Origin of the sequence: Arthrobacter pullicola, assembly GCF_014836875.1 — a bacterium.
Lineage (GTDB): Bacteria > Actinomycetota > Actinomycetes > Actinomycetales > Micrococcaceae > Arthrobacter_B > Arthrobacter_B pullicola.
The window spans coordinates 215924-242726 of the sequence record NZ_JACSQC010000003.1 but is presented as its reverse complement, the minus strand read 5'-3'; the positions used below and the strand labels follow the sequence as shown (position 1 = coordinate 242726).

The 26803-nt window shown below is 65.9% G+C and carries 24 protein-coding genes; 8 read left to right on the top strand and 16 right to left on the bottom strand.

Annotated features, from left to right (window positions below):
* Positions 1-10: 10 nt before the first annotated feature.
* The 8 genes from H9638_RS07365 to H9638_RS07330 all read right to left on the bottom strand — a co-directional run bounded on the left by H9638_RS07365 (position 11) and on the right by H9638_RS07330 (position 8967).
* Positions 11-811, bottom strand: coding sequence for an isoprenyl transferase (locus tag H9638_RS07365; RefSeq protein ID WP_225217138.1), 801 nt, complete (start codon positions 809-811; stop codon positions 11-13).
* Positions 812-813: 2 nt separating this feature from the next.
* Positions 814-1566: a DNA repair protein RecO gene (gene recO / locus H9638_RS07360; protein ID WP_191746558.1), complete on the bottom strand. Its 753-nt coding sequence runs from the start codon at positions 1564-1566 to the stop codon at positions 814-816.
* Between the two features lie 72 nt (positions 1567-1638).
* Positions 1639-3396, bottom strand: coding sequence for a 2-isopropylmalate synthase (gene leuA, locus H9638_RS07355; protein WP_191746557.1), 1758 nt, complete (start codon positions 3394-3396; stop codon positions 1639-1641).
* Positions 3397-3574: 178 nt separating this feature from the next.
* On the bottom strand, positions 3575-5095 hold the full coding sequence (locus tag H9638_RS07350; RefSeq protein WP_191746556.1) for an LCP family protein: 1521 nt from the start codon (positions 5093-5095) through the stop codon (positions 3575-3577).
* A gap of 111 nt (positions 5096-5206) precedes the next feature.
* Positions 5207-6136, bottom strand: a complete 930-nt coding sequence (gene era / locus H9638_RS07345; RefSeq protein WP_191746555.1) for a GTPase Era — start codon at positions 6134-6136, stop codon at positions 5207-5209.
* Positions 6129-7439, bottom strand: a complete 1311-nt coding sequence (locus H9638_RS07340; RefSeq protein ID WP_404799651.1) for a hemolysin family protein — start codon at positions 7437-7439, stop codon at positions 6129-6131. The genes era and H9638_RS07340 overlap by 8 nt, the downstream gene beginning before the upstream one ends.
* A gap of 20 nt (positions 7440-7459) precedes the next feature.
* Entirely contained in the window at positions 7460-7933 is a 474-nt protein-coding gene (gene ybeY, locus H9638_RS07335) for an rRNA maturation RNase YbeY (RefSeq protein WP_191746553.1), read from the bottom strand.
* A complete protein-coding gene (locus H9638_RS07330) occupies positions 7930-8967 on the bottom strand; it encodes a PhoH family protein (RefSeq protein WP_225217137.1) in 1038 nt (345 codons plus the stop codon). The genes ybeY and H9638_RS07330 overlap by 4 nt, the downstream gene beginning before the upstream one ends.
* 421 nt (positions 8968-9388) lie before the next feature.
* Here H9638_RS07330 and H9638_RS07325 point away from each other — a divergent pair, with 421 nt between their 5' ends.
* Entirely contained in the window at positions 9389-10276 is an 888-nt protein-coding gene (locus H9638_RS07325) for a GerMN domain-containing protein (protein WP_191746551.1), read from the top strand.
* Positions 10277-10337: 61 nt separating this feature from the next.
* Here the strand turns inward: H9638_RS07325 and H9638_RS07320 are convergent, their stop codons facing one another.
* From H9638_RS07320 to hrcA, 3 genes are all read right to left on the bottom strand, one after another.
* Positions 10338-11123: a 16S rRNA (uracil(1498)-N(3))-methyltransferase gene (locus H9638_RS07320; RefSeq protein WP_191746550.1), complete on the bottom strand. Its 786-nt coding sequence runs from the start codon at positions 11121-11123 to the stop codon at positions 10338-10340.
* 16 nt (positions 11124-11139) lie between these two features.
* Complete coding sequence (gene dnaJ / locus H9638_RS07315) at positions 11140-12273, bottom strand: molecular chaperone DnaJ (protein ID WP_191746549.1); 1134 nt, start codon at positions 12271-12273, stop codon at positions 11140-11142.
* A gap of 100 nt (positions 12274-12373) precedes the next feature.
* The gene (hrcA, locus tag H9638_RS07310) at positions 12374-13387 is read right to left on the bottom strand and encodes a heat-inducible transcriptional repressor HrcA (protein ID WP_191746548.1); all 1014 of its coding nucleotides are present in this window, start codon (positions 13385-13387) and stop codon (positions 12374-12376) included.
* A gap of 200 nt (positions 13388-13587) precedes the next feature.
* Here hrcA and H9638_RS07305 point away from each other — a divergent pair, with 200 nt between their 5' ends.
* Both H9638_RS07305 and H9638_RS07300 read left to right on the top strand, forming a co-directional pair.
* Positions 13588-14430: a DUF3097 domain-containing protein gene (locus H9638_RS07305; RefSeq protein WP_191746547.1), complete on the top strand. Its 843-nt coding sequence runs from the start codon at positions 13588-13590 to the stop codon at positions 14428-14430.
* 164 nt (positions 14431-14594) lie between these two features.
* Positions 14595-15023, top strand: coding sequence for a DUF4870 domain-containing protein (locus H9638_RS07300; protein ID WP_066297640.1), 429 nt, complete (start codon positions 14595-14597; stop codon positions 15021-15023).
* A gap of 66 nt (positions 15024-15089) precedes the next feature.
* Here the strand turns inward: H9638_RS07300 and hemW are convergent, their stop codons facing one another.
* A complete protein-coding gene (gene hemW / locus H9638_RS07295) occupies positions 15090-16319 on the bottom strand; it encodes a radical SAM family heme chaperone HemW (protein ID WP_191746546.1) in 1230 nt (409 codons plus the stop codon).
* Positions 16316-18169, bottom strand: coding sequence for a translation elongation factor 4 (gene lepA, locus H9638_RS07290; protein WP_066297636.1), 1854 nt, complete (start codon positions 18167-18169; stop codon positions 16316-16318). Before lepA ends, hemW begins: the two co-directional genes overlap by 4 nt.
* A gap of 220 nt (positions 18170-18389) precedes the next feature.
* Here lepA and H9638_RS07285 point away from each other — a divergent pair, with 220 nt between their 5' ends.
* The 4 genes from H9638_RS07285 to H9638_RS07270 all read left to right on the top strand — a co-directional run bounded on the left by H9638_RS07285 (position 18390) and on the right by H9638_RS07270 (position 21113).
* Complete coding sequence (locus H9638_RS07285) at positions 18390-18962, top strand: type II toxin-antitoxin system PemK/MazF family toxin (RefSeq protein ID WP_191746545.1); 573 nt, start codon at positions 18390-18392, stop codon at positions 18960-18962.
* Between the two features lie 192 nt (positions 18963-19154).
* Entirely contained in the window at positions 19155-19415 is a 261-nt protein-coding gene (gene rpsT / locus H9638_RS07280; RefSeq protein ID WP_066297624.1) for a 30S ribosomal protein S20, read from the top strand.
* A 117-nt stretch (positions 19416-19532) separates the two neighbouring features.
* The gene (locus tag H9638_RS07275) at positions 19533-20516 is read left to right on the top strand and encodes a Rossmann-fold NAD(P)-binding domain-containing protein (protein WP_191746544.1); all 984 of its coding nucleotides are present in this window, start codon (positions 19533-19535) and stop codon (positions 20514-20516) included.
* A 207-nt stretch (positions 20517-20723) separates the two neighbouring features.
* On the top strand, positions 20724-21113 hold the full coding sequence (locus H9638_RS07270) for a hypothetical protein (protein ID WP_191746543.1): 390 nt from the start codon (positions 20724-20726) through the stop codon (positions 21111-21113).
* Positions 21114-21153: 40 nt separating this feature from the next.
* Here H9638_RS07270 and H9638_RS07265 read toward each other — a convergent pair whose 3' ends face one another.
* Together H9638_RS07265 and holA are read right to left on the bottom strand one after the other, a co-directional pair.
* Positions 21154-21813, bottom strand: coding sequence for a pentapeptide repeat-containing protein (locus H9638_RS07265; protein WP_191746542.1), 660 nt, complete (start codon positions 21811-21813; stop codon positions 21154-21156).
* Between the two features lie 39 nt (positions 21814-21852).
* Positions 21853-22872 (bottom strand): DNA polymerase III subunit delta, encoded by a 1020-nt coding sequence (gene holA / locus H9638_RS07260; RefSeq protein ID WP_318241815.1) that lies wholly within the window; start codon positions 22870-22872, stop codon positions 21853-21855.
* Positions 22873-23053: 181 nt separating this feature from the next.
* Here holA and H9638_RS07255 point away from each other — a divergent pair, with 181 nt between their 5' ends.
* Entirely contained in the window at positions 23054-24010 is a 957-nt protein-coding gene (locus H9638_RS07255) for a DMT family transporter (RefSeq protein WP_225217135.1), read from the top strand.
* Between the two features lie 51 nt (positions 24011-24061).
* Here the strand turns inward: H9638_RS07255 and H9638_RS07250 are convergent, their stop codons facing one another.
* Positions 24062-26491 (bottom strand): ComEC/Rec2 family competence protein, encoded by a 2430-nt coding sequence (locus tag H9638_RS07250; protein WP_191746540.1) that lies wholly within the window; start codon positions 26489-26491, stop codon positions 24062-24064.
* Positions 26492-26803 lie beyond the last annotated feature (312 nt).

Below are 26803 nucleotides of genomic sequence, written 5' to 3'. Positions count from 1 at the left end.
GCTGCGCGGGCTAGGCTCCGGCGGCGGACTGGTCCACCGCACCCCCGTAGCGGCGGTCCCGGCGGGCATAGATTTCAACTGCTTCCCAGAGGGTTCGGCGGTCAACATCCGGCCAGAGTGTATCCATGAAGACCATTTCCGCGTAGGCGGATTGCCAGAGCATGAAGTTGGAGAGCCGCTGCTCGCCGGAGGTGCGGAGGAACAGATCCACGTCGGGCAGGTCGGGTTCGTCAAGGTAGCGCTGGATTGTCTTCTCGGTAATGCTGCCGGGGCGCAGCTTGCCGTTCTTCACATCCTCGGCGATCGCGCTGACCGCGTCCGTAATTTCCGCCCGGCCACCATAGTTGACGCACATGTTCAGGGTGCAGGTGGTGTTGTCCTTGGTTTGTTCCTCGGCGATCTCAAGCTCGCGGACCACGGTCTGCCAGAGCCGGGGACGCCGTCCGGACCAGCGGATCCGCACACCCCACTCATCGAGCTGGTCCCGCTGGCGCCGGAGCACGTCGCGGCTGAAACCCATGAGGAAGCGGACTTCTTCCGGGGAACGCTTCCAGTTTTCCGTGGAGAAGGCGTAGACGGAGACATGCCTGATCCCGATCTCGACTGCCCCGGCCATCACATCGAGCAGTGCAGCTTCCCCGGCACGGTGCCCTTCGGTGCGCGGGAGTCCGCGCTGGTTGGCCCAGCGTCCGTTGCCGTCCATCACAATAGCCACGTGCGCCGGCACAAGATCCTTGGGCACCGGCGGCGGCACGGCACCTGACGGGTGCGGCCAGGGCGCGCTGACCGGGGTGGTTCGGGAGGAGAACAAAGCTATACACGCTCCACATGTTGAAGGGATCTAATGACTCGTTCCAGATGCCACTGCAGGTAGCTGGCCACCAGGCCGGCTGATTCCCGCCGCGGCTGGGGACCGGTTGCGTCCGCCGTTTCCCAGTCGCCGGTGAGCAGCGCGGCGAGCAGCAGCATCGTTTCCGCCGACGGCGAGGCCGAACCCGGTGGACGGCAGGACGGACACACCGCCCCGCCCAGCGGCGCCGAAAACGCGCTGTGCGGTCCGGGTGCATTGCAGCGGGCGCAGTCCGTGAAGGTGGGGGCCCAGCCTGCCGTGGCCAGCGCCCGGAGGAGATAGGAATCGAGGATCAGCTCGGGCGCATGCGCGGACCGGCTAAGCGCCGCCAGCGCACCGATCACCAGGTGGTAGTGGGCATTGGCTGATTCCCCGTCGACGTCGGTCAGGCGCTCGGCAGTTTCCGCGATGGCGGCGGCAGCGGTGTAGCTGGCATAGTCAGCGGCGATGCCCGCCCCGTAGGCGCCTTTCGTCTGTACCTGAGTCACAATATCCAGGGTTCGTCCATGGCTGAGCTGCAGGTCAACAACCATGAAGGGCTCCAGCCGGGCACCGAATTTGCTGGAGGTCCGGCGCACGCCTTTGGCCACGGCACGCACCTGGCCGTGATTGCGGGTCAGTAGGATCACGATCCGGTCTGCTTCGCCGAGCTTATGGGTGCGCAGGACAACACCCTCGTCGCGGTACGTCCGCGACGCGAAAGACTTAGTGGCCACGGTTCCATTTTCCCATGAACGGCAGCGCCCGGCCGCGGAGGCAGCCGGGCGAGCCGTTTTGGTACGGAACCGTCAGTGCTCCTGGCCGGGAGCGCCGTCCCGGATGGCCCGGTTGACGGCGGAGATCACGGCTTTCAGCGCCGAGAGCGTGGTATTGGAGTCGATCCCCACACCCCACAGGACGCGTTCGCCGACGGCGAGTTCCACATAGGCAGCGGCCATGGCGTTCCCGCTGGCGGACAGGGCATGCTCGGTGTAGTCCAGCAGCCGGACGTCCACCCCGTCCTGGCCCAGGATGCCCAGCAGGGCGTCGATGGGGCCGGTTCCCGAAGCGACCCGGCGCTGCTGTACCCCGCCGGCCCGCAGGCTGGCGGTCAGCAGGAAGTCGCCGTTCTCCGAGGTGTCCGCCGTGACGGAGGTCAGCGCGTAGTGGCCCCAAGGCTCCCCGCCGGAATCCGGGGTGGTGGGCAGGTATTCGTCCTGGAAAACCTTCCAGAGTTCGGCGCCGGTGACCTCGCCGCCCACAGTATCCGTGCGGCGCTGGATCACGCCGGAGAATTCGATCTGTGCCCGGCGCGGCAGATCCAGGTTGTGCTCGCTCTTGAGCAGGTAGGCAACGCCGCCCTTGCCGGACTGCGAGTTGACCCGGATGACCGCTTCGTAGCTGCGGCCGATGTCCTTCGGATCGATCGGCAGGTAGGGGACGCCCCATTCCAGGTCGTCCACGGACTTCCCTGCAGCGGCAGCTTCCTTCTCCATGGACTCGAAGCCCTTCTTGATGGCGTCCTGGTGCGAACCGGAGAAGGCGGTGAAGACCAGGTCGCCGCCGTAGGGCGACCGCTCCGGGACAGGAAGCTGGTTGCAGTATTCGACCGTGCGCCGGATCTCGTCCATGTTGGAGAAGTCGATCTCCGGGTCGATTCCCTGGCCGAACAGGTTCATGCCCAGGGTCACCAGGTCCACGTTGCCGGTGCGCTCACCGTTGCCAAACAGGCAGCCCTCAATCCGGTCTGCTCCGGCCAGGTAGCCCAGCTCCGCTGCGGCGACGCCCGTCCCGCGGTCGTTGTGCGGGTGCAGGGAGAGGATGATCGAATCCCGGTTCGCCAGGTTACGGTGCATCCATTCGATGGAGTCCGCGTACACGTTGGGGGTCGCCATTTCCACGGTGGCCGGCAGGTTCAGGATCATCTGGCGGTCCGGGGACGCTTCGAGGACATCAGCCACAGCGTTGGAGATCCGCAGCGCGAAGTCCAGTTCCGTGCCGGTGTAGGACTCCGGCGAGTATTCGTACGTGACGTCGACGCCGCGCAGCTGCTCCTCGTATTTTTTGCACAGGCGCGCTCCGGTCAGGGCGATGTCCACGATTCCGTCCTGGTCGGTGTTGAACACCACCTTGCGCTGGAGGACGGACGTTGAGTTGTACAGGTGCACGATTGCACGGTCCGCGCCCTCGAGCGCCTCATAGGTCCGCTCGATCAGGTGTTCGCGTGACTGGGTCAGCACCTGGATGGTCACATCGTCGGGGATGCGGTCGCCTTCGATCAGCTGGCGGACAAAGTCGAAGTCCAGCTGCGAGGCCGAGGGGAATCCAACTTCGATCTCCTTGTAGCCCATGTTGACCAGCAGGTCGAACATTTTATGCTTGCGCTCGGGCGTCATGGGATCAATGAGGGCCTGGTTACCGTCACGAAGGTCCACGGCACACCAGCGGGGGGCTTTCGTGATGACCTTGTCCGGCCAGGTGCGGTCGGGCAGCTCGACGCTGATCTGGTCCTGGAACGGGACGTACTTATGGACCGGCATTCCGGAGGGCTGCTGTGCGTTACGCATAATGTCTGGGTGGCCTTTTCTTTGAGAGCTTCAGAAATGGTGGCCGGGCAACACAAACTCCGCAGCGAGGGTTCGGCCTAATCAGTGGATTGTGAGGCCTCGCCGCGGCAGCTAAGAAGGAGGTTCTCTGCGCGCACCTGCTCAGACTAGCACGCAGGTTACGGGCTGCCGGAAAGCGTTAGTAACCGAAGGCCGACTGGCACGTAACCTGCGCTGCGGTCTGCCCCGTCAGGCTGCCCAGGTCACCGGAATCCTTCATGGTGTTGCCGGTCCGGAAGTCGGCGCCCACCTGCACGACGACGCCGCTCACGGCAGCGCTGGCACTCACCTGCGAGGAGGGAATGTTAAGCGCTTCAGCAACCTGCTGCGCCATGGTGTCGTAGCCGGGGGTGAAGAAGACCTGAGTTCCCGGTGTGGTGGACTGGGAGAGTCCGCCTGCGATGGCCTGCGTGAACCCCTCACTGAGGAGGTAGCGCGCAAGTTCGGCGTCCCGTCCGCTGGCCTCTGAGCTGATGCCGTCAAGGAACGTCACCGGAATGGCGGCAGGATCCACGGCAGGCTCAGTGGCCTGGGGTGTTTCCGTGCCTTCGGTGGCTTCTGCCGCCGGCGCAACGGGTTCTTCCTCCCCCGTCACCGGCTGGTCCGAAACCAGCGTGTCGAACAGGGGCTGGGCTGCTGCCTCGTCGAGCACCAGCCGGTTGGGATCCAGCTCATACGGCGCCACCGGAACCGTCACGAATGCCACGCTGCCCAGGTCAACGTCCTTGAGCCGGCCCGCCAAAGCGATCAGCGTCGGAATGTCCGTGAGCCCCTCGTCCACGGTCAGGTTCCTGGTTACGGTCTCTGCGATGGAGTAGAGCCGCGGCAGGTTATTCAGCGTGCCTTCGCCCTGGACCTTGCGGAACATGGAGGCGAGGAAGCTCTGCTGGGCCGCGATCCGGCCTTCGTCACCGCCGTTGCCGAAACCGTGCCGGGTGCGCAGGAAGGCCAGCGCCTGATCGCCCTGGATGCTGGAGACACCTGCGGGGATATTTAGGCCGGAGAGCGGATCGTCGATGGGCTGGTTGACGCAGACCTCCACGCCGCCGAGGGTATTGGACAGCTCTTCGACGGCGTTGAAGTCGGCCATCATGAAGTGGTCGATGTTCAGCCCCGTGACCTCGTTGATCGCTGCCACCGTGCAGCCGGGGCCGCCGTTGCCCAGCGCTCCGTTGAGCTGCCCAAGGTCCATCGCCTGGTACTGCATTCCGGATTCCGGGTCGGTGCAGGCCGGCAGCGGAACCAGGAGGTCACGCGGGAAGCTGACGACCGTGACGTGGGACCTGTCCGCCGCCATGTTGACGAGCATCATCACGTCGGAGTTGTTGGAGTCCTGGCCGTCCCGGTTATCCGTGCCCAGCACCAGGATCTGCATGGAGTCCTTGTTGGAGTCTGCCGGGAATTCGTCCTGGTCCTGGCCGATGTTCAGCGGTTTGGTTTCAAAGTTGCTCTGCAGGCGCATCAGCTGCACCCCGGCAAAAACCAATCCGGAGACCAGCGTCAGGGAGAGCAGGACGGCCAGTCCCGCAAGCACCGGGTGCCCTCCCCTGGCCGCGCCGTTGCCGAGATGGCGGCTGCCGGGGACAGCGGTGCCGCGGCGGCCTGCCCGTGTGGCTGACCCGGAGGGACCAGGACCTGTTGCGGCACGGCGTGATGGCATGGCCGGTCCTTCCCATGAGTCAGTGAAAATCGAGCAGGCGAAAATGGATGTACAAAGTGTACGGGTTGCTCCTGTGAAGAAGCTTGGGGTGCGCTGGCGGTGGCCCGGGTGCTAGAAGCCCAGTTTTACCAGCTGCTTGGGGTCACGCTGCCAGTCCTTGGCGATTTTGACATGCAGGTCCAGGTAAACCCGGGTGCCCAGCAGTGCCTCAATGCCTCGGCGGGCGTTGGTTCCCACCTCGCGCAGGCGCGCTCCGCCCCGGCCAATAATAATCGCTTTCTGCGAAGACCGTTCAACATAGAGGTTCACCCGCACGTCGAGCAGCGGATTGTCCTCGCTGCGGCCTTCGCGGGGCACAATCTCATCCACGACCACGGCCAGGGAATGCGGAAGCTCGTCTCGCACGCCTTCCAGGGCAGCCTCCCGGACCAGTTCGGCGACCATCACGGCTTCCGGCTCATCAGTGAGCTCACCGTCAGGGTAAAGCGGCGGCGAGGCCGGCATGTGGGAGGCCAGAACATCGGCGACCGTATCAACCTGGAAACCGTCCGCAGCTGAAACCGGTACGACGTCGGCCCAACCGGTTTCGCCAAGGACTTCCGTACCCAGCGCGGTCACGGACATCAGCTGCTTGGCCAGTGCGGCGCGGTCCACCAGATCCGTCTTGGTGACCAGCGCGATCACGGGCTTGCGCCTTAGTGCTGCGAGCTGGTTTGCGATGTAGCGGTCGCCGGGGCCAACGGCCTCGTTGGCAGGCAGGCAGAATCCAATCGCGTCGACTTCGGCGAGGGTGTCGGCAACAAGGTCGTTGAGCCGCTGGCCCAGCAGGGTACGCGGACGGTGCAGCCCCGGGGTGTCGACCAGGATCAGCTGGGAGTCCTCCCGGTGGACGATCCCGCGGATGGTGTGCCGGGTGGTCTGCGGCTTGGCGGAGGTGATGGCCACTTTCTGGCCTACCAGGGCGTTGGTCAGGGTGGACTTGCCGGCGTTGGGCCGGCCCACCAGGGACACAAATCCGGCGCGGAACGTGGGCTCAGTCATTTCGGGGTACCAATTCTGTTGATTTCGTACGGCGGCGGGATTCGGCGTCGTCGTGGGTGTCGGTTTCATCGCCTGTGGCTTGTTTCCAGGCCAGTACGTGGGAAACCCGGTTGCGGCGGCCTTCGAGCCGCTCGGCGTGGAGGACGATTCCTTCGACAACCACTTCGCTGCCGACAATCGGAACGCGGCCCAGTGCTTTGGCCAGCAGACCGCCGACTGTGTCGACCTCGTCGTCCTCGAGGGTGGTGTCGAACAATTCGCCGAGGTCATCGATGCCGGCTTTGGAGCTGATCCGGTAGCGGCCCCCGCCCAGGTCTTCTATCTCGGGGCGTTCGGAGTCGTATTCGTCAACGATTTCGCCCACGATTTCCTCAATGAGGTCCTCCAGGGTGACCAGTCCCGCGGTTCCGCCATATTCGTCAATCACGATCGCAAGATGCGTTGATTCACGCTGCAGTTCCTGCAGCAGCTCATCGACGGCCTTGGATTCGGGCACGTAGCGGACCGGACGGCAGAGGCCATCCACCGTCTGGGTGGCTGCATCCGCTGCCCGGCCGTGCAGCTGTGCCGCGACGTCCTTGAGATAAAGAATGCCGCGGATCTGGTCGGCGCTGTCCCGGATGACCGGCACGCGGGAGTACCCCGAGCGCAGGAACAGGGACATGGCCTGACCCAGGGTGGAACCCGATTCCAGGCAGACCATGTCGGTGCGCGGGACCATAACAGAGCGCACCTTGGTGTCCCCCAGCTCGAACACTGAGTGGATCAGCTCTGCCTCGGTGTTTTCGATCATGTCCGCTTCGGAGGCCCGGTCCAGCAGTTCCCGGAACTCCTCCTCGGTAAAGAACGCGGCGTCCACGCCGTGGCTGCCCGGCGCGACGGCGGAGCCGACCTTTACCAGCCAGCCCGGGATGGGCCCCAGGACGGTGCGCAGGACACTGACCAGCCCGGCGGTGAGGACCACGACGCCGGTGACGTGTTTCCGGCCGATCTGCCGGGGTGAGACACCGACGAGCACGAAGCCCACGGCGGCCATCGTCACAGTCGCCAGCAGGCCGGCCAGCCAGAGGTTCTGGACCAGCAGCTGGAAGGCCATGGCCACGGACACTGCCATGGCCATCTCGAACCACACCCGCCAGAACCGGAGGGCGTGCATGTGCGCCACAGGGTGCTGCAGGATCCTTTTCAGCGGTTTTCCCGCCCGGCCGTTAAGCAGCCCCTCGGCTTCGTGGCGGGGCAGGTAGCCGTAGGCAGCCTCAGCGGCAGTGAGTAATCCGGCCAGGACCATAAAGGCCAAGGCCATGACTACCAGAATGCCTATGCTCAACTGCGCGTCTCCTTCGGGGCATCCTTGCCCAGGAAGTCGGAGAGCAGGTGACGCTGGAGGCCGAACATTTCGGCTTCCTCCTCCGGCTCGGCGTGGTCGTAGCCGAGCAGATGGAGGACTCCGTGGGTGGTCAGCAGGAGCAGTTCCTCTTCCATGCTGTGGCCGGCGGTTTCCGCCTGCTGGGCTGCGACCTGCGGGCAGAGCACGATGTCACCCAGGACACCGGCCGGTGTCGGCCGGCCCGGAGACCCGGGACGCAGTTCGTCCATCGGGAAGGACAGAACGTCTGTCGGCCCGGGGAGGTCCATCCACTCGATGTGGAGCTTCTCGATCGCGTCTTCGTCCACCAGGATGATGGACAGCTCAGCTTCGGGATGGACGTACAGCGCATCCAGCAGGAAGCGGCCCAGCCGGGCCAGGGCTTCCTCATCCGCGGGCAGAGCGGATTCGTTGTTTACTTCAATGCTCATCGTTTGTTCTCCTGGCCGGCACCGCGTGAAGCGGTGCGGGTACGGCGCTGCTCATCCCATTCTCCGTAGGCAGTCACGATGTCGCTGACCAGCCGGTGCCTGACGACGTCGGTCGCCGTCAGTTCGGAGAACTGCACGTCTTCGATGCCGTCCAGGATTTCATGGACAATGCGCAGGCCTGAGACGGTGCTGCCGGGCAGATCGACCTGGGTGACATCGCCGGTGACCACCATTTTGGAGCCGAAGCCCAGGCGGGTCAGGAACATCTTCATTTGTTCCGGGGTCGTATTCTGTGCCTCGTCCAAAATGATGAAGGCGTCGTTGAGGGTGCGTCCGCGCATATACGCCAGCGGTGCGACCTCAATGGTGCCGGCGGCCATCAGCCGGGGAATGGACTCTGGATCCATCATGTCGTGCAGGGCGTCGTAGAGCGGGCGCAGGTACGGGTCGATCTTGTCGTTGAGGGTGCCGGGCAGGAAGCCGAGCCGCTCCCCTGCTTCGACGGCGGGCCGGGTCAGGATGATCCGGTTCACTTCCTTCTGCTGCAGCGCCTGCACAGCCTTGGCCATGGCCAGGTAGGTCTTGCCGGTGCCGGCCGGGCCGATCCCGAAGACCACAGTGTTCCTGTCGATTGCGTCGACGTAGTTCTTCTGGTTCAGGGTCTTCGGCCGGATGGTGCGTCCCCTGGTGGAGAGGATGTTCTGTGTCAGCACGTCAGCCGGACGCTCGGCGCTCTGATCGCGGAGCATCGTGATGAGCTGTTCCAGGATCTGGGGGGTCACCCGGGTCTGGTGGCGTGCCAGCACACGCACCTCGCTGATAAGCCGGACAGTCCGGTCAACCGCCGCTGCGGGGCCCGTGACGGAGAGTTCGTTTCCGCGGACGTGCAGGTTCACCTCGGGGAAAGCAGCCTCAATGATTTTCAGTGCTTCATCGTTGGCGCCCAGCGACTGGACCATCTGTTCCGTTGAATCGAAGACGATTTTCTGCTGGTCTTCGCGGATAGTGCCGATTCCTGCTGAAGATTCGGTCATATATACGGCCCCTCGGCCTCTCATCGCCCCTTTTAGGAAGTTGGGTTGCAGTCCGGGTGGGCAAGGGCCTGACCGGCCTTACACACACCCTGGTTAATGTTACTTGATGTCCAAGGGGCTGTGCCTCCGGCATGCCTACCAGAAGCAGGCAGCCGCCGCACGGCCAGCTGGTGTTCGTGACCTCTGTTACACCCATTGTCTCGGCTTGGCATCGGCTGGGTCTCAATCGGGTTTCAGTCCCGTCGCAGAACAGTTAAGCCCCCGGTTTGCGGCCAGGCGGTATGCCAAGCTGGATTGCGTGCTGCCGGTTCCCGCCCCGGCAGAACCCCCACCACAGACGCGGTCTCCGGGCCGCAGCAAAGACAGAGGAAGGCAGGGACCGTTCATCTCACCGCACCGCAATTTCGGTCCCGGCCGCCGCATGTCCCTGTTGCTCCTGGCAGCAGCCGCGCCCCTGATGCTGGGCAGCTGCGGCGTCGTCGCCGAGCTTCCCACCACCAGCATGCCGAATTCCTTCAGCGGAAGCGCCAGCGCGGAGGGACGCCCCATGGCGGTCTCCGCTCCGGCGGAAGCCACCGCGTCCAAAGTGGTGATGCCGGTTTACTGGCTCGGGCTCAACGAATCTGACGTGCAGCTTTACCGTGAGTTCCTGCCCTCGGACAATCTGGGTGACCCGATCGGTGAAGCCGTCAGGGCGATGACCGTCGAAACCCCGCGGGATGGCGACTACTTCACTCCCTGGCATCCGGCGTCGAACGTGACTGCATCGATTTCCAGCAAGAATGTCATCACGGTGGACATCACTTCCGATGCATTCAAAGCGTCCCTGGATGCCGGCATGGCGCACCGTGCTGTCCAGCAGCTGGTCTACACGGCCACCGCGGCCGCCGCCAACGCCGGGCTGACAACCGCCGGGTTCAGCGCGAGCGTTGTGGTCCTGGTGGACGGAAAGGCCGGCTACCAGGCGTTCGGGCACGAGAGCCTGGAACAGCCACTGGTGCGCGATGCTTCCCTGCCCGCTCCCATCTGGATCATCACCCCCCAGGAGGGCGAGGCCACCGAGACCTCGCTGACCATCTCCGGGTCTGCGGTAGTCCGCGACGAGCAGCTTTCGTGGAGCGTGGAGCCGATTACCAACGGACGCCCGGAAACCACCCCGGTTGCCTCGGGCACCATCCGCCTGGACGCATCCGCCGGAGAGACAGCCCTGTTTGACGTTCCGGTCAAGCTGGAGCCCGGTGAATACAGCCTGCGGGTCTTCCACGGCGAGGGTGCGAACGAGGATTCTAAGCGGATTACCGTCTACTGACCGGCGACGGCCAGGACCGGTTGCAGATCAGGACCGGTTGCCGATCAGGGCCAGCGGCAGATCAGGACCAGCGGCCGAGCAGGTGGTTCAGCAGAACCAGGGCCGCCGGTCCGGCGCTCGAGGAACGCAGGACGTGCGGGCCAAGCCGGACCGCTGTGGCACCGGATGCACGCAGCGCGCCGAGCTCGGCGGGGCTGATCCCGCCCTCAGGACCAACAATCACCGCGATGGACAGCCGCTGGTCCGCATCAACTGATCCGGTGGCTTGATCCCGCCGGATGGAATCGATGACCTGGGCGAACGGCGCGTCGGCCTCCTCGTGGAGAACCAGCACCAGGTCCACTCCGGCGAGCTTCCCGAGCAGGGCCTTGCTGTCGGTGACTTCCAGGACCTTGGGCAGGCGCGACCGCCGTGACTGCTTGGCGGCGGAGGTCACTACGGCCTGCCACTTCGCCCGGCCCTTGGCAGCTTTGTCCGCGCGCCAACGGACGATGCTGCGGTCCGACTGCCAGGGGATGACGGTATCCACCCCGAGCTCGGTGGCCGCCTCGATGGCCTGCTCGTCCCGGTCCCCCTTGGCCAGGGCCTGGACCAGGATCAGTTCCTGCCCGGCTGCCGGTTCGGTCTCGATGTCCCGGATATCCACTTCAAGCAGGGCCGCATCGGCGGATCGGACGGTGCCGCGGAGGCGGAGGCCGCCGCCGTCGACAATGTCGACGGCCTCCCCCGGGGCGAGGCGCTTGACCGCCACCGCATGCCTGGCCTCCGGCCCGGTCAGCGCGAAAACGCCGCCCGGAACGGCCGCTGCGACCTGTTCCGGATCACCGAAAAAGATCGGGTTCGTCATTGCTTCGTCACCGGTATTAGTGGTTGCCCAGGCGGTCGCGGAGCTTGGCGAAAACGCCCGTGCTGCTGCCGCTGCCGACCCGGCCCTCGGCGAACTCCTCACCGCGCAGGCTGGCGAGCTGACGCAGGAGCTCTTCCTGCTCGGCGTCGAGCTTCTGCGGCGTTTCGACCTGGATGTGGACCATCAGGTCCCCCCGGCCATAACCGCGCAGGTGCGTGACACCCAGGCCCTTGAGCGTGGTGATCTCTCCGGACTGGGTACCGGCCTTGATGCTGATCTCCCGTGCGCCGTCGAAGGTGTCCATGCTGATGACGGTGCCCAGGGCAGCCGCCGTCATCGGGACAGTCAGTGTGGCGTGCAGGTCGTCGCCGTCGCGGACGAACACGGGGTCCGCGTTGACGCGGATCTCCACGTACAGGTCGCCCTGGGGACCGCCGGCAGTGCCGGCCTCGCCCTGGCCGCTGAGCTGGATGCGGGTGCCGGTGGCAACGCCGGCGGGGACCTTGATGGTCAGTGTGCGGCGGCTGCGGATCCGGCCTTCGCCGGCGCATTCGTGGCAGGGATCGGGGATGACGGTGCCGAAGCCCTGGCAGGAACCGCAGGGCGCGGTGGTCATGACCTGGCCGAGAATGGAGCGCACGGCCCGCTGGACCTGGCCGCTGCCATGGCAGATGTCGCAGGTGCGCGGCGAGGTGCCGGGCTGGCAGCAGGATCCGTCGCAGGTGGGGCAGACGACGGCGGTTTCGACGTCGATCTTCTTGTTGGTGCCGAAGACGGCATCCTTGAGGTCAATCCGGACGTTGATGAGGGCGTCCTGGCCGCGCCGGGTCCGGGATGCCGGTCCCCTGCCGCCGCCTGCGCCGCCAAAGAAGGTATCGAAAATGTCCTGGAACCCGAAGCCCTGGCCGCTGAAGCCGCCGCCATAACCGTTATCGGTCCCGTTTTCCTGCCCCGTTGTGTCGTAGACGCGCCGCTTCTGCGGATCGGAGAGGACTTCGTAGGCGTGGGTCACGGCCTTGAACTCGTCGCCCGCGCCGGGGGCGGTGTTTACGTCGGGGTGCAGCTTGCGGGCAAGCTTGCGGTAGGCCTTCTTGATTTCCTCGCCGGTGGCATCCCGGCTCACGCCGAGTACCTGGTAGTGATCACTCACTCGTGCACATCGCTTCCTGTATTGCGTGCCCCGCCTCGGGGGTAACTTGACTTACCGGCAGTGCCGCGGCAGCTGCCACTTCTATCCGGTCTTGAGATGCTCAGCTGTTCAGGACCCGTGAAAGGTAGCGGGCGACGGCGCGCACCGCAGACATGGTGTTGGGATAGTCCATCCGGGTGGGACCGAGGACTCCTACCATAGCGGACGCGTCCCGGCCATACCCAGTGGCGACCACGGATGCTTCCGAAAGTGAGCCGTAGGGATTTTCCGATCCAATCCGGACCGAGACACCCCTGGCGTCCTGCTCCATCTCCGAGAGCAGGCGCAGCATCACGACCTGCTCTTCGAGTGCTTCAAGGATGGGACCAATGGTCAGCGGGAAGTCGCCCGTGGAACGGGCCAGGTTGGCCGTTCCGGCCATGACCATCCGGTCTTCCCGGTTGATGCCGGCCAGCTGTTCCAGGCAGCGGCCGAGTGAACCGGCAACCCCCCGCAGCTGGACGGGCACGGTTGCGAGGGCGTCCGTGAGGTGGCTGGTAATCCGCGTGAGCGTGGTCCCGGCCAGTGCCTGCAGGAAGTGCTGGCGCAGTTCGTGAAGCGACGGTTCACTGACGGGAGAAGGAATGGTTGTCACCCGCTGCTCAACGCGTCCCGTGGTGGAGATCAGGACCACCAGCACCTGGGACGGAGCCAGCAGGACGAACTCAATGTGCCGCACCTTGGCATTTCCGAGGTGCGGGTACTGGACCACTGCCACCTGGTTGGTGAGCTGGGCCAGCAGCCGCACTGTCCGGTCCAGGATGTCGTCGATATCGTCAGCGCCTTCGAGCAGCGTCTGGATCGCCCGGCGCTCTGCAGCGGAAAGCGGCTTCACATCCGAAAGCTGGTCCACGAAGAGCCGGTAGCCCTTGTCCGTGGGAATCCGCCCCGCCGAGGTATGCGGCGCCACGATCAGTCCCTCTTCTTCAAGGACCGCCATGTCGTTGCGGATGGTCGCTGAGGAGACCCCCAGCTGGTGCCGTTCCACCAGTGCTTTGGAGCCAACGGGTTCACGGGAATGGACATAGTCTTCAACGATGGCCCGGAGCACCTCGAGCCGGCGCGGTTCGCTCACTGGTTTCCCTCCCTCGTTGTCTCCGGCAGATCTCTGCGCGTTTGCTGGTCAGCACTCGTTAGCACTAGTTAGCACTCGTTAGCACTCAGTGCCGTCAAGTGCTAAGTCTAATACCTTCCGGTTGCGTTGCTAGCATTGAACTTCGCGTGCCCGCAGCTTCGCCGGTGCCGCGCACCGCATCCAGGAATGAGGAAGATTCCGTGTCGAATTACCAGTGGGGGCCGCAGGATTTTACGGCACCCTCCCGCAAGGCACTGCGGCAGGTTGGCGCAGAAAAGGGCCTGGTGCTCGAGGACGTGCAGACCGGCTGGGTTGGTGCCGTGATCCGCACGGAAAAGTCCGGCGGGCTGCATTTGATGGTCCTGGAGGACGGCCGCGGCCGGACCAGATCCTTCGAACTGGGCTTCGGCTTCCTGCTGGAGGGCGAGCCCGTGGAAGTGGTTCCTGCCGTTAAGGCCTCAGCTCCGGCTCTCCGGCGGACCGCTTCGGGATCCGTTGCCGTCGCGAACCAGCGCGCCCGCACCGCCAGGGCCAGCCGGATTTGGGTGGAAGGCAAGCACGACGCCGAACTGGTGGAAAAGGTCTGGGGTGATGACCTGCGGGTCGAAGGAATCGTCGTCGAACCCCTCCACGGGGTGGACGACCTCGCCGCCGCCATCCGGGACTTCGCGCCCGGCCCCGGACGCCGGCTCGGCATCCTGGTGGACCACCTGGTGGCAGGCTCCAAGGAGTCGAGGATCGCGGCCGAAGCGATGGCAGTGCCGGGTGCGGCCGGGAACGTACTGATTGTGGGGCATCCCTATGTCGACGTCTGGCAGGCCATCAAGCCGCACGTGATCGGCCTCCAGGCCTGGCCCGTGGTGCCGCGGCACGAAGATTGGAAGACCGGCATCCTCAAGGGCCTCGGCTGGCCGCACCGTGACCACACAGACATCGCTTTGGGCTGGAAGAAACTGCTGGGCTCGGTCCGCACCTATGCGGACTTGGAACCGACCCTGCTGGGCCGGGTGGAGGAAGTCATCGATTTCCTCACCGTGCCCTGACCGCCCGCTGCGCCCGGCAGCGCTGCGGCTGCCCGCTCCGGGCATCTTCCGCCACGCGGACCCGCCGGTTCATGTCCACGCTGCCGGACCCAGTACCCTAGATGGAACAACAGGTACCCGTGGGTGCAGACCCAGCGTCATCTGAGAGTTTAAGGAATGCAACCGTGTCCAACACACGCCAGAACCATCCGCCACAACCGGAGAACCAGGGTTCACCGGCGCGCCCGGACTATCAGGGTGCCCCTGCCAACGCCCTTCCCCTGACCGCTTCCGAGGACCGGCAGTGGGCCACGATGGCCCACTTCGGCGGCATCCTCGGCTTTGTGCCCTCCCTCATCATCTACCTGGTGTTCAAGGACCGCGGGCCGTTCACCGCCCAGGAATCGAAGGAAGCGCTGAACTTCACGCTGCCTCCCACCCTGCTGGCGCTGCTGGCCTGGCTGCTGTCCTTCATCCCGGTGGTTGGCGGCATCTTCGCCGTTATCAACGCACTGCTCTGGATCACCGTTGCCGTGGCTTCGGTGATTGCCGGGATCGAATGCAACCGCGGCCGCCCGTACCGCTACCGTTTCAACCTGCGCCGGATCCGCTAGCCGCTCAACGGAAAAGCCCGCCATCACATGATGGCGGGCTTTTCCGTGTGCCAGACACTTGTTGTCCTAGGGCAGCAGCCTTCGCACCACGGCGTCGGCCAGGAGCCTGCCCTTGAGCGTGAGGACCACGGTGCCCGCGAAGGCTGCCCGCGGCTCGACAAGCCCGTCCGCGATCAGGCCGGCGATGGCCAGGCGTCCCTCCGGACGTAGGTGGTCCCGGGCAATGCCTTCGGCCAGCCGGGCACGCAGCATCACGTCTTCGAGGTAACGGGTGTCCGCGTCCAGGGTTTCGCGTCCGACGGCGGGAGACTCACCGGCGGCGATGCGGCCCGCGTACGCAGTGGGGTGCTTGGCGTTCCACCAGCGGATACCCCCGACGTGCGAGTGTGCGCCAGGACCGATTCCCCACCAGTCGTCGCTGCGCCAGTAGGCCATGTTGTGGCGGCATTCGTCCGCCGGGGTGCGTGCCCAGTTGCTGACCTCGTACCAGGTGAGACCGGCAGCCGAGAACAGTTCCTCCGCCAGCAGGTACTTGTCCGCGTGGTCGTCGTCATCGATCGGGGGCACTTCGCCGCGGCGGATGCGTGCCGCCAGCTTGGTGCCGTCTTCGATGATCAGCGCGTAGGCGGAGATGTGGTCGGGTTCGTAGCTGAGCGCTTCCTCGACCGAGTACTTCCAGTCCGCCAGGGACTCCCCCGGCGTGCCGTAGATCAGGTCCACGCTCACTTTCAGGCCGGCGTCGCGCGCCCACTTCACGGCCTGCGGTACGCGGGACGGTGTGTGCGTGCGGTCCAGGACCGCCAGTACGTGCGGAACGGCAGACTGCATACCGAAGGACACCCGGGTGAACCCCGCGTCAGCGAGCAGCTGCAGCGATTCCGGGGTCACGGAATCGGGATTGGCTTCGGTGGTCACCTCAGCGCCCGGGGCCAGCCCCCACTGTTCGACGGCGGTGCCCAGGATTGCGGCGAGGTCCTCCGCCGGAAGCAGAGTGGGTGTCCCGCCGCCGAAGAACACCGTCTCGATGGGGCGGTGCGGGACTCCGGAGGCTTCCAGCGCGCCGGCGGCGAACCGGACTTCCTGCTGCGCGGTCGCCGCATATTCAACCTGCGAGGCGCCGCCGCCCAGTTCCGTGGCGGTGTAGGTGTTGAAATCGCAGTAGCCGCAGCGGACGGCGCAGAACGGAATGTGGACGTAGAGGCCAAACCGGCGCCCGGCCGCCGCGGCGGCGGCCTGGGCCGGAAGGATCCCGTCCTTCGGAGCGGGATCTCCGAGGGGCAGTGCGCTGGGTGTCACTTTTTGGATTTGTCCTTGGACTCATCGGAGGACAGCGCGGCGACGAAGGCTTCCTGCGGCACTTCCACGCGGCCGACCATCTTCATGCGCTTCTTGCCTTCCTTCTGCTTTTCCAGCAGTTTGCGCTTACGGCTGATGTCGCCGCCGTAGCACTTAGCGAGGACATCCTTGCGGATGGCGCGGATGGATTCGCGGGCGATGATGCGGGAGCCGATAGCCGCCTGGATCGGCACCTCGAACTGCTGCCGTGGAATGAGTTCGCGGAGCTTGCCGGTCATCATCACTCCGTAGGAGTACGCCTTGTCCTTGTGGGTGATGGAGCTGAACGCGTCCACCTGTTCGCCCTGGAGCAGGATGTCCACCTTGACCAGGTCGGCAACCTGCTCGCCGTCGGCCTTCCAGTCCAGCGAGGCGTAGCCCCGGGTTTTGGACTTGAGGATGTCAAAGAAGTCGAAGACGATCTCGGCCAGCGGCAGGCGGTACCGGATTTCCACCCGGTCCTCGGAGAGGTAGTCCATGCCGCCCAGGACGCCGCGGCGGGTCTGGCACAGCTCCATGATGGCGCCGACGAATTCGTTCGGTGCCAGGATGGTGGCGGACACCATCGGCTCGCGGACTTCGGCGATCTTTCCGGTGGGGTATTCGCTGGGGTTGGTCACGGTGACGACCTTCTTGTCCTCCAGCGTTACCTCGTACTCCACGTTGGGGGCAGTCGAGATCAGGTCCAGGTTGTATTCGCGCTCGAGCCGTTCGCGGGTGATTTCCAGGTGCAGCAGGCCCAGGAAACCAACGCGGAAACCGAAGCCCAGTGCCGCGGAGGTCTCGGGTTCGTACACCAGGGCGGCGTCGTTGAGCATCAGCTTCTCCAGCGCGTCGCGCAGCACCGGGTAGTCGGCGCCGTCGATCGGGTACAGCCCGGAGAACACCATGGGCTTGGGATCGGCGTAGCCGGGCAGGGACTCGGATGCGGGTTTGGCCAGGTTGGTGACGGTGTCGCCCACCTTGGACAGCCGCACGTCCTTCACACCGGTGATGAGATAGCCAACCTCGCCGACGCCCAGCCCCTTGGACGGGGTGGGTTCGGGCGAGCTGACACCGATTTCGAGGAGTTCGTGGCTGGCCCGGGTGGACATCATCTGGATGCGTTCCCGCGGCGAGAGCTTGCCGTCCACCACACGGACATAGGTGACGACGCCGCGGTAGGTGTCATACACGGAGTCGAAGATCATGGCGCGGGCCGGAGCGTCGGGATCCCCCACCGGCGCCGGAATGTCGCGGACAATCTGGTCCAGCAGGGCCTCGACGCCCACACCGGTCTTGCCGGAGACCCGCAGGACGTCCGCGGGATCGCCGCCGATCAGCTTCGCCAGTTCCTCGGCGTACTTCTCCGGCTGCGCTGCCGGAAGGTCGATTTTGTTGAGGACCGGAATGATGGTGAGGTCGTTCTCCATCGCCAGGTAGAGGTTGGCCAGCGTCTGGGCCTCAATGCCCTGGGCTGCGTCAACCAGCAGCACCGCGCCTTCGCAGGCGGCCAGGGACCGTGAAACCTCGTAGGTGAAGTCCACGTGACCCGGGGTGTCGATCATGTTCAGGGCATAGGACTCGCCGTCGAGCTCCCACGGCATCCGCACGGCCTGCGACTTGATGGTGATTCCGCGCTCACGCTCGATATCCATCCGGTCCAGGTACTGGGCCTTCATGTTCCGGTGCTCGACGACGCCCGTCGACTGGAGCATGCGGTCGGCCAGGGTGGACTTGCCGTGGTCGATGTGGGCGATGATGCAGAAGTTTCTGATGATCGCCGGATCCGTCGCGGCAGGCACCGGTGAGAAGCGGGCCATGGGTGACACTGTGGCGGTTCCTTTGCTGTTTGCGCCGTGTCCGCTTCCGGGCCGTCAGCCGGCGGCTGTTGTGCTGTGGGCCGTTAGCTGTCCGGGCGGGTGTGGACCTGCGCGCAGGGGTTGGTGGAAAAGATGGGTTTTCTAAATTAACAGTCTCCCACGTTTACCCCGCCGGACCCGAACTCCGGCGGTCCCGGCAGGGCGTCGAAGCCCGCCCTAAGATGCATCTATGGCGTTTTCTTCCCGGAACCTGATCGGACTTGCCCGGACGGTGCTGCGTGCAGCCCGTTCCCTCTCCCCGGGACCGGCCGGGCCGTCCCGGCCAACTGGTCCTGCCCGCACCGGCCCCCGGACCTCTCCCCCGGCAGCACCGCTGCCTTCCGGCGCTTCCCGCGGAAGCCGGCACTACGCCGGTGACTACAGGGGCCCGGTCTCGCCGGTGTATGCCCCGCAGCCTGACGGCTCTCCGGATCCCGGCGAAGTGGTGTGGGCCTGGGTACCGTATGAGGAGGATCCAGCCCAAGGCAAGGACCGTCCGGTCCTGCTGATCGGCCGTTCCGGACGGAACCTGCTGGGGCTGATGCTCACCTCCCGGGACCGTAACAATGCCTTCGGTGCCGATCCGGACTATGTCGACATCGGCACCGGCGCCTGGGACAGCAAGGGACGGCCCAGTGAAGTAAAGCTGGACCGGGTCCTGCAGCTGGACCCCGGCTCGGTGCGGCGGGAGGGCGCCGTCGTTGGCCGTGCGGTCTTTGAGAAAGTGGCGGCACGCCTGGCCGCCCGTTCCGGCTGGGAATAGCGGCCACGGCTTCCGCGTGCCGCCGGATCACACATCCGGACCAAAGTTCTGCTAACATTTATTGCTGTGTGTCCGCGCAGGTCGACGGGCACTTCAGGCCGGGCGCCATTACGGTATCCCCACGCCGCTCAGTCAATGTCTGGTCTGAAATTCCCTCACCGACCAAGTCCGCAATACAAAGAGAGTTTATAAGTGGCCAATATTAAGTCCCAGAAGAAGCGCATCCTCACCAACGAGAAGGCGCGCCAGCGCAACAACTCGGTGAAGTCCGAGCTGAAGACGCTTATCCGCAACGTGGATACCGCTGTCACCTCAGCTGACAAGGATGCCGCTCAGGCAGCGCTGCAGGCTGCGACCCGCAAGCTGGACAAGGCTGTCAGCAAGGGCGTTATCCACAAGAACAACGCTGCTAACCGCAAGTCGGCCATCTCCAAGAAGGTCAACGCACTCTAAGCGTTGCGGCTTTAGTCTTACCCGGCATGGCCGGTCCTTCGGGACCGGCCATGCCGCTTTTAACGCGCTTTATCGGCTGCCTGCATCACGGTGCCGGCATGATGCTTTACTGGCACCATGCGCAGAGTACTCATTCTTGGCGGGACCGCCTGGCTTGGCCGCGAAATCGCCGGAGCGTTGCTGGACCGCGGCGATGCCGTCACCTGCCTGGCGCGGGGCGAGTCCGGCCAGGTGCCCGAAGGTGCCACCTTCATCCGAAGTGACCGGCTCCTCCCGGATGCCTATGCCGCCGTCGAGGGACAGCCCTGGGATGAAGTGATCGAACTGGGGTATGAGGCAACATTGGTCTCCGGCGCACTGGAGGCGGTCGGTCCGACGGCGGCGCACTGGACACTGATTTCCTCAGTCTCGGTTTATGCCGGCGACTCAACACCGGATGCGGACGAGTCCGCGGCCCTGGTCGAGTCGGTAGGCGCAGAGGATTACGCAGGAGCAAAAGCTGCCGCGGAACGCATGAGCTCGGATATTCTCGGCGATCGGCTGCTGATCGTCCGGCCTGGGCTGCTGGCGGGTCCGGGTGACATCAGCGACCGGTTTGGCTACTGGCCCGCCCGATTCGCCCTGGCCGGGAGCGGACCTGTTCTGGTGCCGGAGCTCGACGGGCGCTACGTCCAGGTCCTCGAGGCAGCTGACCTGGCATCCTGGCTGGTGGCCGCGGGCGCTGACGGACGGACCGGTGTGTTCAATGCCACCGGAGACAGCTATCCCCTCCGGGAAGTCCTGACCCGGGCCGCCGATGCTGCCGGTTTTGACGGTAAGCTGGTCAGTGCCCCGGAGAACTCGCTGCTGGGAAAGGACGTCCGCTACTGGGCCGGTCCCCGGTCGCTGCCCCTGTGGCTTCCCGCGGTGGACGCCGGATTTGCCCAGCGGAACAATGCCGCCTTCCACGCCGCCGGCGGCGAAGTGTCTGCCCTCGGCGACACCGTGGACCGGGTCCTGATGGATGAACGGGAGCGCGGGCTGGACCGGCCGCGCAGATCCGGACTCAGCCGGGAAGAGGAGCTTGAGCTGCTCGGGCTCCTCGCGGCTGAACAGCCCTGATCCTCGGGCCCGGAATGTCCGGGTGCGGGCCTCCGTACGGTGTGGCAGGATGCCTGCATGCCCGGTCTGACGATAGAGCCCCCGTCACATCATCGGCATTGTCCTGTCCGCCTGCCGAAAGGACTGGCGGCGGCGATACTCCTCGCAGCACTCCCGCTGTCTGCCTGCACGCCCGGCGGAGGGAACCCTATCCACCCAACCGTCCCTGTGCTCTCGAAGACATGTCCTGCACCCTCCGAGATTCTGGACTCCTCCGGCCTGGTCGAAGTGGTCGGCACCTCCGCTCAGGGGCTTACCCTGTTCGGAGAACTGCAGGACCCCGACCCTTTGTCGGCTTCTGGGGAGACCAAAAAGATCATTTGGCGGGTCACCGGCACGGGGGATCCGGTGATGACAGTGACCGGCCCGTCGGCGGAGGCCGACGCCCTGGATTGGGGACCACGGCTCCACTACGGCAGCAACTATGACCGTCCCGGAGAGGAGTACGGTTCCGGTGTGGTCTTCGACGCGCCAGGTTGCTGGACCGTCACCTTCACGCGGGCTGAGGGCTCAGCCAGCGTCCAGTTCCAGGTTCTTTCCGCCAAGGACGCTGGGTAGGACCCCGCCGGTTCGCTGCCCCAGCCCGTGCTTGGATTGTTTAGTCCCGGATGCTGATCCCGAGATGGCTTGCCAGCGCGCCGGAGAACTCACCCAGCTGGAGGGAGCTCAGCGTTGCCCCTCGGAGCGATCCGATTCCGGAGATCCCGCGGATGGACGCGCCGCGCAGGTCCACGTGTTCCAGGACGGCCTGATCGAGGAGCAGTGAGTCGATCCGGGTGTTGGAAAAGGATGCCCGGGTGAGCCTGGCTCCGCCGAGGTCCAGCTCACCAATAACGCAGTCGCTGAACGAAACGTCCCGGAGTGCCGATCCCCGCAGGTTGAGGAAGTCCAGCTTGCTGCCGTCAATGCTCACGGCATTCCACTCCGCCGAAAAGGCCTCGGCAGAGCCGATCCGTGACGCTCCGATCGAGACATCGCGGAGAACCAGTCCGGGTGCTGTGAGGACCGGAGCGTTGAGCCGCTCCACTTTCGTATCCAGGAAGCGTGCGTTGCGGAGACTGGCCTCGTGGGCGTCCGCACCGATCAGTTCGCATTCGCTGAAGGAGATTCCGTCCAGAAGCTGGCCGGTGAGATCGGCATCCGAGTAGCTCTCGCCGTCGTACTGTCCGTGGGCCCGCAGGCGTTCCGGGTCTCCCTGGACCAGGGCCGGGAGCGTGATGCCGCTGATCCGCGGAGGATGGAGAGTTTTCCGGGCCATGTCGTCCTGTCTGCTGATCTTCTTGTTCTCCGGGGCCGGTCAGCGGCCGGAAGCGGCCAGGGCGATCACGGTGACGGCGCGCTCAACGGCGTAGACCGGGTCCCGCCCGGCACCCTTGACCTGGGCATCGGCTTCGGCGAGGACCTGGACCGCTTTGACCAGGGACTCGGAGGAGAAACGCTGGGCGTCTCGGCGGGCCTGGTCAACCTGCCAGGGAGCCATGCCCAGGTCCTTGGCCAGGGACGCAGAGGATCCCCGGAGGTCAGCGACCCGTGCCACGGCCCGGACCTTCATTGCCAGCGCAGCCACCAGCGGTACCGGATCAACCCCGGTGGCCAGGGCGTGGCGCAGCATGGACAGGGCGGCACCGGCACGTCCGGCCAGCGCGGCGTCGGCCACCTTGAAGGCGGTGGCTTCCACCCGGCCGCCATAGTACTTCTCGACGGTTTCCTCGGTGATTGCCCCACTGGAATCGTTCATCAGCTGCTGGCAGGCAGCCGCCAGTTCGGACAGGCTTGAACCGACGGCGCTGACCAGCGCCCGGACGGCACCGCTGTCGATCCTGCGCTTCGCCGACCGGAATTCCTGGGTCACAAAGTCGATCTTGTCAGCGTCCTTCTTGAAGGGCTGGCAGTCCACCACCGGCGCCTTCGCCGCCTTCACCGCCTCAAGGAGTTTCTTGCCGCGGTTACCGCCGGAATGGTGCAGGACCAGCACCGTCTCGGGTGCCGGATCCCGGAGATAGGCCAGGGTGTCAAGAAGGAAGTCCTCGCTCATGTGAGCCAGGTTGGCCACCTCGATGAGCTTGGCTTCACCAAACAGCGATGGGCTGGCGATGAGCGTCAGCTCTCCGGCCGTATAGGCGGCGGCATCGATCCGGATGACTTCAGTGTCCGGCGCCGCGCTGCGGCTCTGCCTGCGGATGCTTTCCATAGCCCGCCCGGCAAGGTATTCCTCCGGCCCGGTCAGCAGCACCACGGGCGCCGGCTGCACCTCCCGCCAGGAGATCGTTCCGGCCGCCGGCTTCGCGGAAGACTTCTTAGGTACGGCCGGATTCACGGGTGTGCTGCTCCTGGGCTCGGGTTGGGATCGATCACTCCCAACATTGCCACGCGGCGCGCCTGGGGCCAACTCCCCCGGCGGTCGTTTCAGCCACATCCTGCCGGGGGACGCTGCTGCCGGCCAGGACACATCAGGACTGAAGTTGGCGCCCCCTCCCATGACCGGCGATGATTCTTCCATGACACCAGCGCCTCCCTCCGCCACCACCAGGGACAAGGCCGGCAGTGGGAGGCTCGTGTGGGCGGCCATCGCGGTGACCGTGGTTCTCTGGGCCTCAGCCTTCGTCGGTATCCGGGCTGCCGCCGCCGATTATTCCCCCGGTGCCCTGACCCTGGGCCGGATCGCCGTGGGAACCCTAACCCTGGCACTGATGCTTCCCGCAACCCGGGCGCTGGGCCGCAGGCGCTCCACGCCGCAGGCAGCGGCGCCGGGTACGCGTTTTCCGCGGGGCCGGCTCCTGGCGCTCATTCTTATTTGGGGCGTGGCCTGGTTCGGGGCCTACAACGTGGCGCTGAATGCTGCCGAGCAGCACATTGATGCCGGAACCGCCGCCCTACTGGTCAATCTGGCGCCGATGATCGTTGCCGTCCTTGCCGGTTTGTTCCTGGGTGAGGGTTTTCCGCGGCGGCTGATCACCGGGATGTTCATCGCGCTCATCGGCGTCCTGTTCATCGCGGTGTCGACGTCCACGGGAAAGTTCGATTCCCTTGGCGTGATCCTGGGGCTGGTGGCCGCCGTTCTCTACGGAAGCGCGGCGACACTGCAGAAAAGCCTCCTGCGGCAGGTGGATGCTCCCACCATGACCTGGATCGGCTGCCTCGCCGGAACGATCGCCTGCCTGCCGTTCACGCCGCAGCTGCTGCAGGCGCTTGGCAGTGCTCCGCTGTCCTCCACCCTCGCTGTCGTGTACCTGGGCATATTCCCGACGGCGATCGCCTTCACGACGTGGGGCTACGTTCTTTCCCGGTCCAGCGCCGGGCGCACCGCTGCGTCGACTTACGCCGTACCGGCCGTGGTTGTGCTGCTGTCCTGGCTGCTGCTGGGCGAAGTGCCGCCGGCCGCGGCATTGTTCGGCGGAGCCCTGGCCCTGGCCGGGGTGGCGGTCGCTACGCTCCGGTGGCGGCGGAGGTCCTGAGCAGCATCCTTTTGCTTGTTTCGGCGTGCCCACCGCCACCCTCCACTTCGGCTACCCACCGCCCAGCAGCCGTTCAACGATCAAGCGGTTACCGTCGGTCCGCAGGGTGAAGGTTCCCAGCAGATCAGTGCGGGCAACCTGCGCACCGGCCGCTTCCAGGGCATCCAAGGTGTCGAGGGACGGATGCCCGTAGGTGTTTTCGGCTCCCACCGAGATGAGCGCCAGCTTGGGCCGGACGGCAGCCGGCAGTGCTGCGCCGCCGTTGCGGGCGCCGTGATGTGCGACTTTCAGGACATCGATCCGCGTCTCCCGCAGTGCTGGCGTGGTCTGCAGCAGGCGGACCGCGGCGTCCGCTTCGATGTCTCCCGTAAAGAGAAAGGTCAGGCCCGCGGTCTGGAGCAGCAGCACAGCACTGGCATCGTTCTCGTTCGTGATCGTTCCCGGGAGCATTCCTGCGCCGTTCTGGTCACCGGCGCCGGCACCGGAGCCGGCGCCGGCCAGTGTGCCGCTGGCTGGTGGCCAGAGGACCTGCCACCGCACGGCTCCGCTTTCGCCGTGCATCCCGCGGAAAAGCCGCTGCGGCTCCAGGCCCAGACCAGCCGCCAGCCCGGCGATCTCCCGGGGCAGCTCCGTTTCTGCTGAGGAAAAGGCCAGGCCGTGAACGTGCCGGCCATCCCCCGCTGCATCAGCGCCGGCGTAGTGATCGGCGTGGACGTGGCTGATGACGAGGAGGTCCACGGTATCGATCCGGAGGTCATCAAGGCAGCTGTCCATCGCTTTGGGTTCGGGCCCGGCGTCGATGACGACCGCCGCGGCGGGACCGGTCCTGATCACCATTGCGTCGCCCTGCCCCACGTCGCAGGCCGCCGCAGCCCAGTCTCCGGCCGCGGGGGCCCGCGCACCGGGCCGCCACCAGAGGAACGCTGTCACGGCCAACAGCACAACGGCCCCGGCAGTCAGCCAGCGTCTGCTCCAGGTCCCGCGGCCAGTACGCACCGCCGGTTCACCGGCCGGGTCCCCCACCTGGCTCCTGCCGATCAGCAGGCTGCCTCCCACCACGGCTGCACTGGCTACGGCCATCAGTGCAGCCCCCACAGCCCCGGGCAGCCATGGCAGCAGCGCACCGGGCGCGCCGGCGAAGAAGCGCGCGACCAGCGCCACCCAGCCTGCGCCGGCACCGGCTGCCCACAGCGGAACGATGGCCAGCGCCGGAAACACGGAGGCCAGGACGACAGCTGCCATGCCCAAGATGGTGATCATCGGCACCACCGGCGCAGCTGCGATATTGGCGGGCACCGAATACAGCGGCACATCGGGCTGCAGCAGAATCAGGACCGGTGCGCAGGCAACCTGGGCCGCCAATGGCACGGCCGTGAGCACTGCCAGCGGCTGCGGCAGTACCCGTTCGAGCGCCGCTGCGAACCTTGGTCCCAGCACAATGAGCCCGGAGGTGGCGCACACCGAGAGTATGAAGGCGTAACTCCCGCTGAGCCACGGATCAATGACCAGGAGAACCGTTATGCACAGGCAGAGCAGGGAGGCCGGAACCTTGCCCCGCCCGGTCAGCACCGCTGCCGTTCCGATGGATCCCATCACCGCGGCGCGCAGGACGCTGGGGTCCGGACGCACCACCAGGACGAAGGCGGCCAGGACCATAAGACCTGCTGCCGCCGCCCAGAACCTCGGCAGCCGCAGCACCCGCGCGGCCAGGACGACGAAGGCCAGCAGATAGCTGCAGTTGGCCCCTGACACAGCCGTGAGGTGTGTCAGCCCGGTGTCCTTCATGGCGGTTGCAAGATCGTCTGCAAGTGCTGCCCGGTCTCCCAGTACCATCCCGGGCAGCAGGCCCGAGGCATCCGTACGTCCCAGCTCTTTGGATTGTTCCGTGAAGTTTGTGCGGAGGGCCGTCGCCGTTCCATAGAGACCCGCGGCACGGATCACGGCCGGCGCTCGGCCGGCCCGGAGCACCGCTGCGGCCGGATCGCCTGCACCGGTGGCTGAAAGCGTGCCGGAGGTGGTGAAACTGTCGCCGAGCCGTATGTGCGCATACGCGTTGCTTCCAATGACCAGCACTGGCGCCTGGGCAGTCGAGCGGGTGCCATCCAGGGTGAAACTCTCCAGCCGTGCGGACACCAGGTAGCGCGGCTCGCCGCTAAAGCGGTCCGGCGTCCCCGCCCGGGCATCCCCCGCGGCACGAAACTCTCCCGAGATGACAGCTTGCCCGGCAATCGCGTCGTCGATCGGGCCGCCGGTGCGGTGCAGGAGGGATGTTCCAGCGGCGGCAGCAACCAGCACGACGACCGCCAGCGGTGCAAGGCACGCGGCTGCCACGCTTCGCACCGCACCGCTGCGCCGGAAAAAGATCGCAGTCCCGAGCACCAGCAGCAAGGCTGCCCCGGCGCCTGCTGCGAGGAAGACAGTTGGTGCCGGCAGGCGGATGGCTGCCGCAGCGGTGGCCCACGCGGCCGCGGCGACCGGCACGAGGCGAAGCTCGGTCAAGGGTGTCGGCAGCGGCCCGGAAGAACCAAGCAACCGTTCAGCTAGACCGCCGGTACGTTCCATCCCTGCCCGTGTGAGCCCTAAGACTGTCGGCGAAGCTGCCAGCTCGTGGGGGCGCGAACCTGGTTGGTGAGCCTGATCTGAGCCGGGCCGCGGCGGCGCCGACAGGTGCGGGCCGGTCAGGCCGGGCGGGCCACCTGCGGAGGACTGAGAGACGGCGGCTGATGTGTAGCGGTCCCAGCGGCTGCGCCGCCTCACCCCCGGTCCCGGCCGGTTCGGCGGAGGAGGGTCCCC

Bases quoted from the DNA above. Each gene is read 5' to 3' on its own strand.
- leuA (WP_191746557.1), bottom strand. From the start codon at position 3,396: ATGCGTAACGCACAGCAGCCCTCCGGAATGCCGGTCCATAAGTACGTC.
- H9638_RS07350 (WP_191746556.1), bottom strand. From the start codon at position 5,095: ATGCCATCACGCCGTGCCGCAACAGGTCCTGGTCCCTCCGGGTCAGCC.
- era (WP_191746555.1), bottom strand. From the start codon at position 6,136: ATGACTGAGCCCACGTTCCGCGCCGGATTTGTGTCCCTGGTGGGCCGG.
- H9638_RS07340 (WP_404799651.1), bottom strand. From the start codon at position 7,439: ATGGCCTTGGCCTTTATGGTCCTGGCCGGATTACTCACTGCCGCTGAG.
- ybeY (WP_191746553.1), bottom strand. From the start codon at position 7,933: ATGAGCATTGAAGTAAACAACGAATCCGCTCTGCCCGCGGATGAGGAA.
- H9638_RS07330 (WP_225217137.1), bottom strand. From the start codon at position 8,967: ATGACCGAATCTTCAGCAGGAATCGGCACTATCCGCGAAGACCAGCAG.
- H9638_RS07325 (WP_191746551.1), top strand. From the start codon at position 9,389: ATGTCCCTGTTGCTCCTGGCAGCAGCCGCGCCCCTGATGCTGGGCAGC.
- H9638_RS07320 (WP_191746550.1), bottom strand. From the start codon at position 11,123: ATGACGAACCCGATCTTTTTCGGTGATCCGGAACAGGTCGCAGCGGCC.
- H9638_RS07285 (WP_191746545.1), top strand. From the start codon at position 18,390: ATGGCGTTTTCTTCCCGGAACCTGATCGGACTTGCCCGGACGGTGCTG.
- H9638_RS07275 (WP_191746544.1), top strand. From the start codon at position 19,533: ATGCGCAGAGTACTCATTCTTGGCGGGACCGCCTGGCTTGGCCGCGAA.
- H9638_RS07265 (WP_191746542.1), bottom strand. From the start codon at position 21,813: ATGGCCCGGAAAACTCTCCATCCTCCGCGGATCAGCGGCATCACGCTC.
- H9638_RS07255 (WP_225217135.1), top strand. From the start codon at position 23,054: ATGACACCAGCGCCTCCCTCCGCCACCACCAGGGACAAGGCCGGCAGT.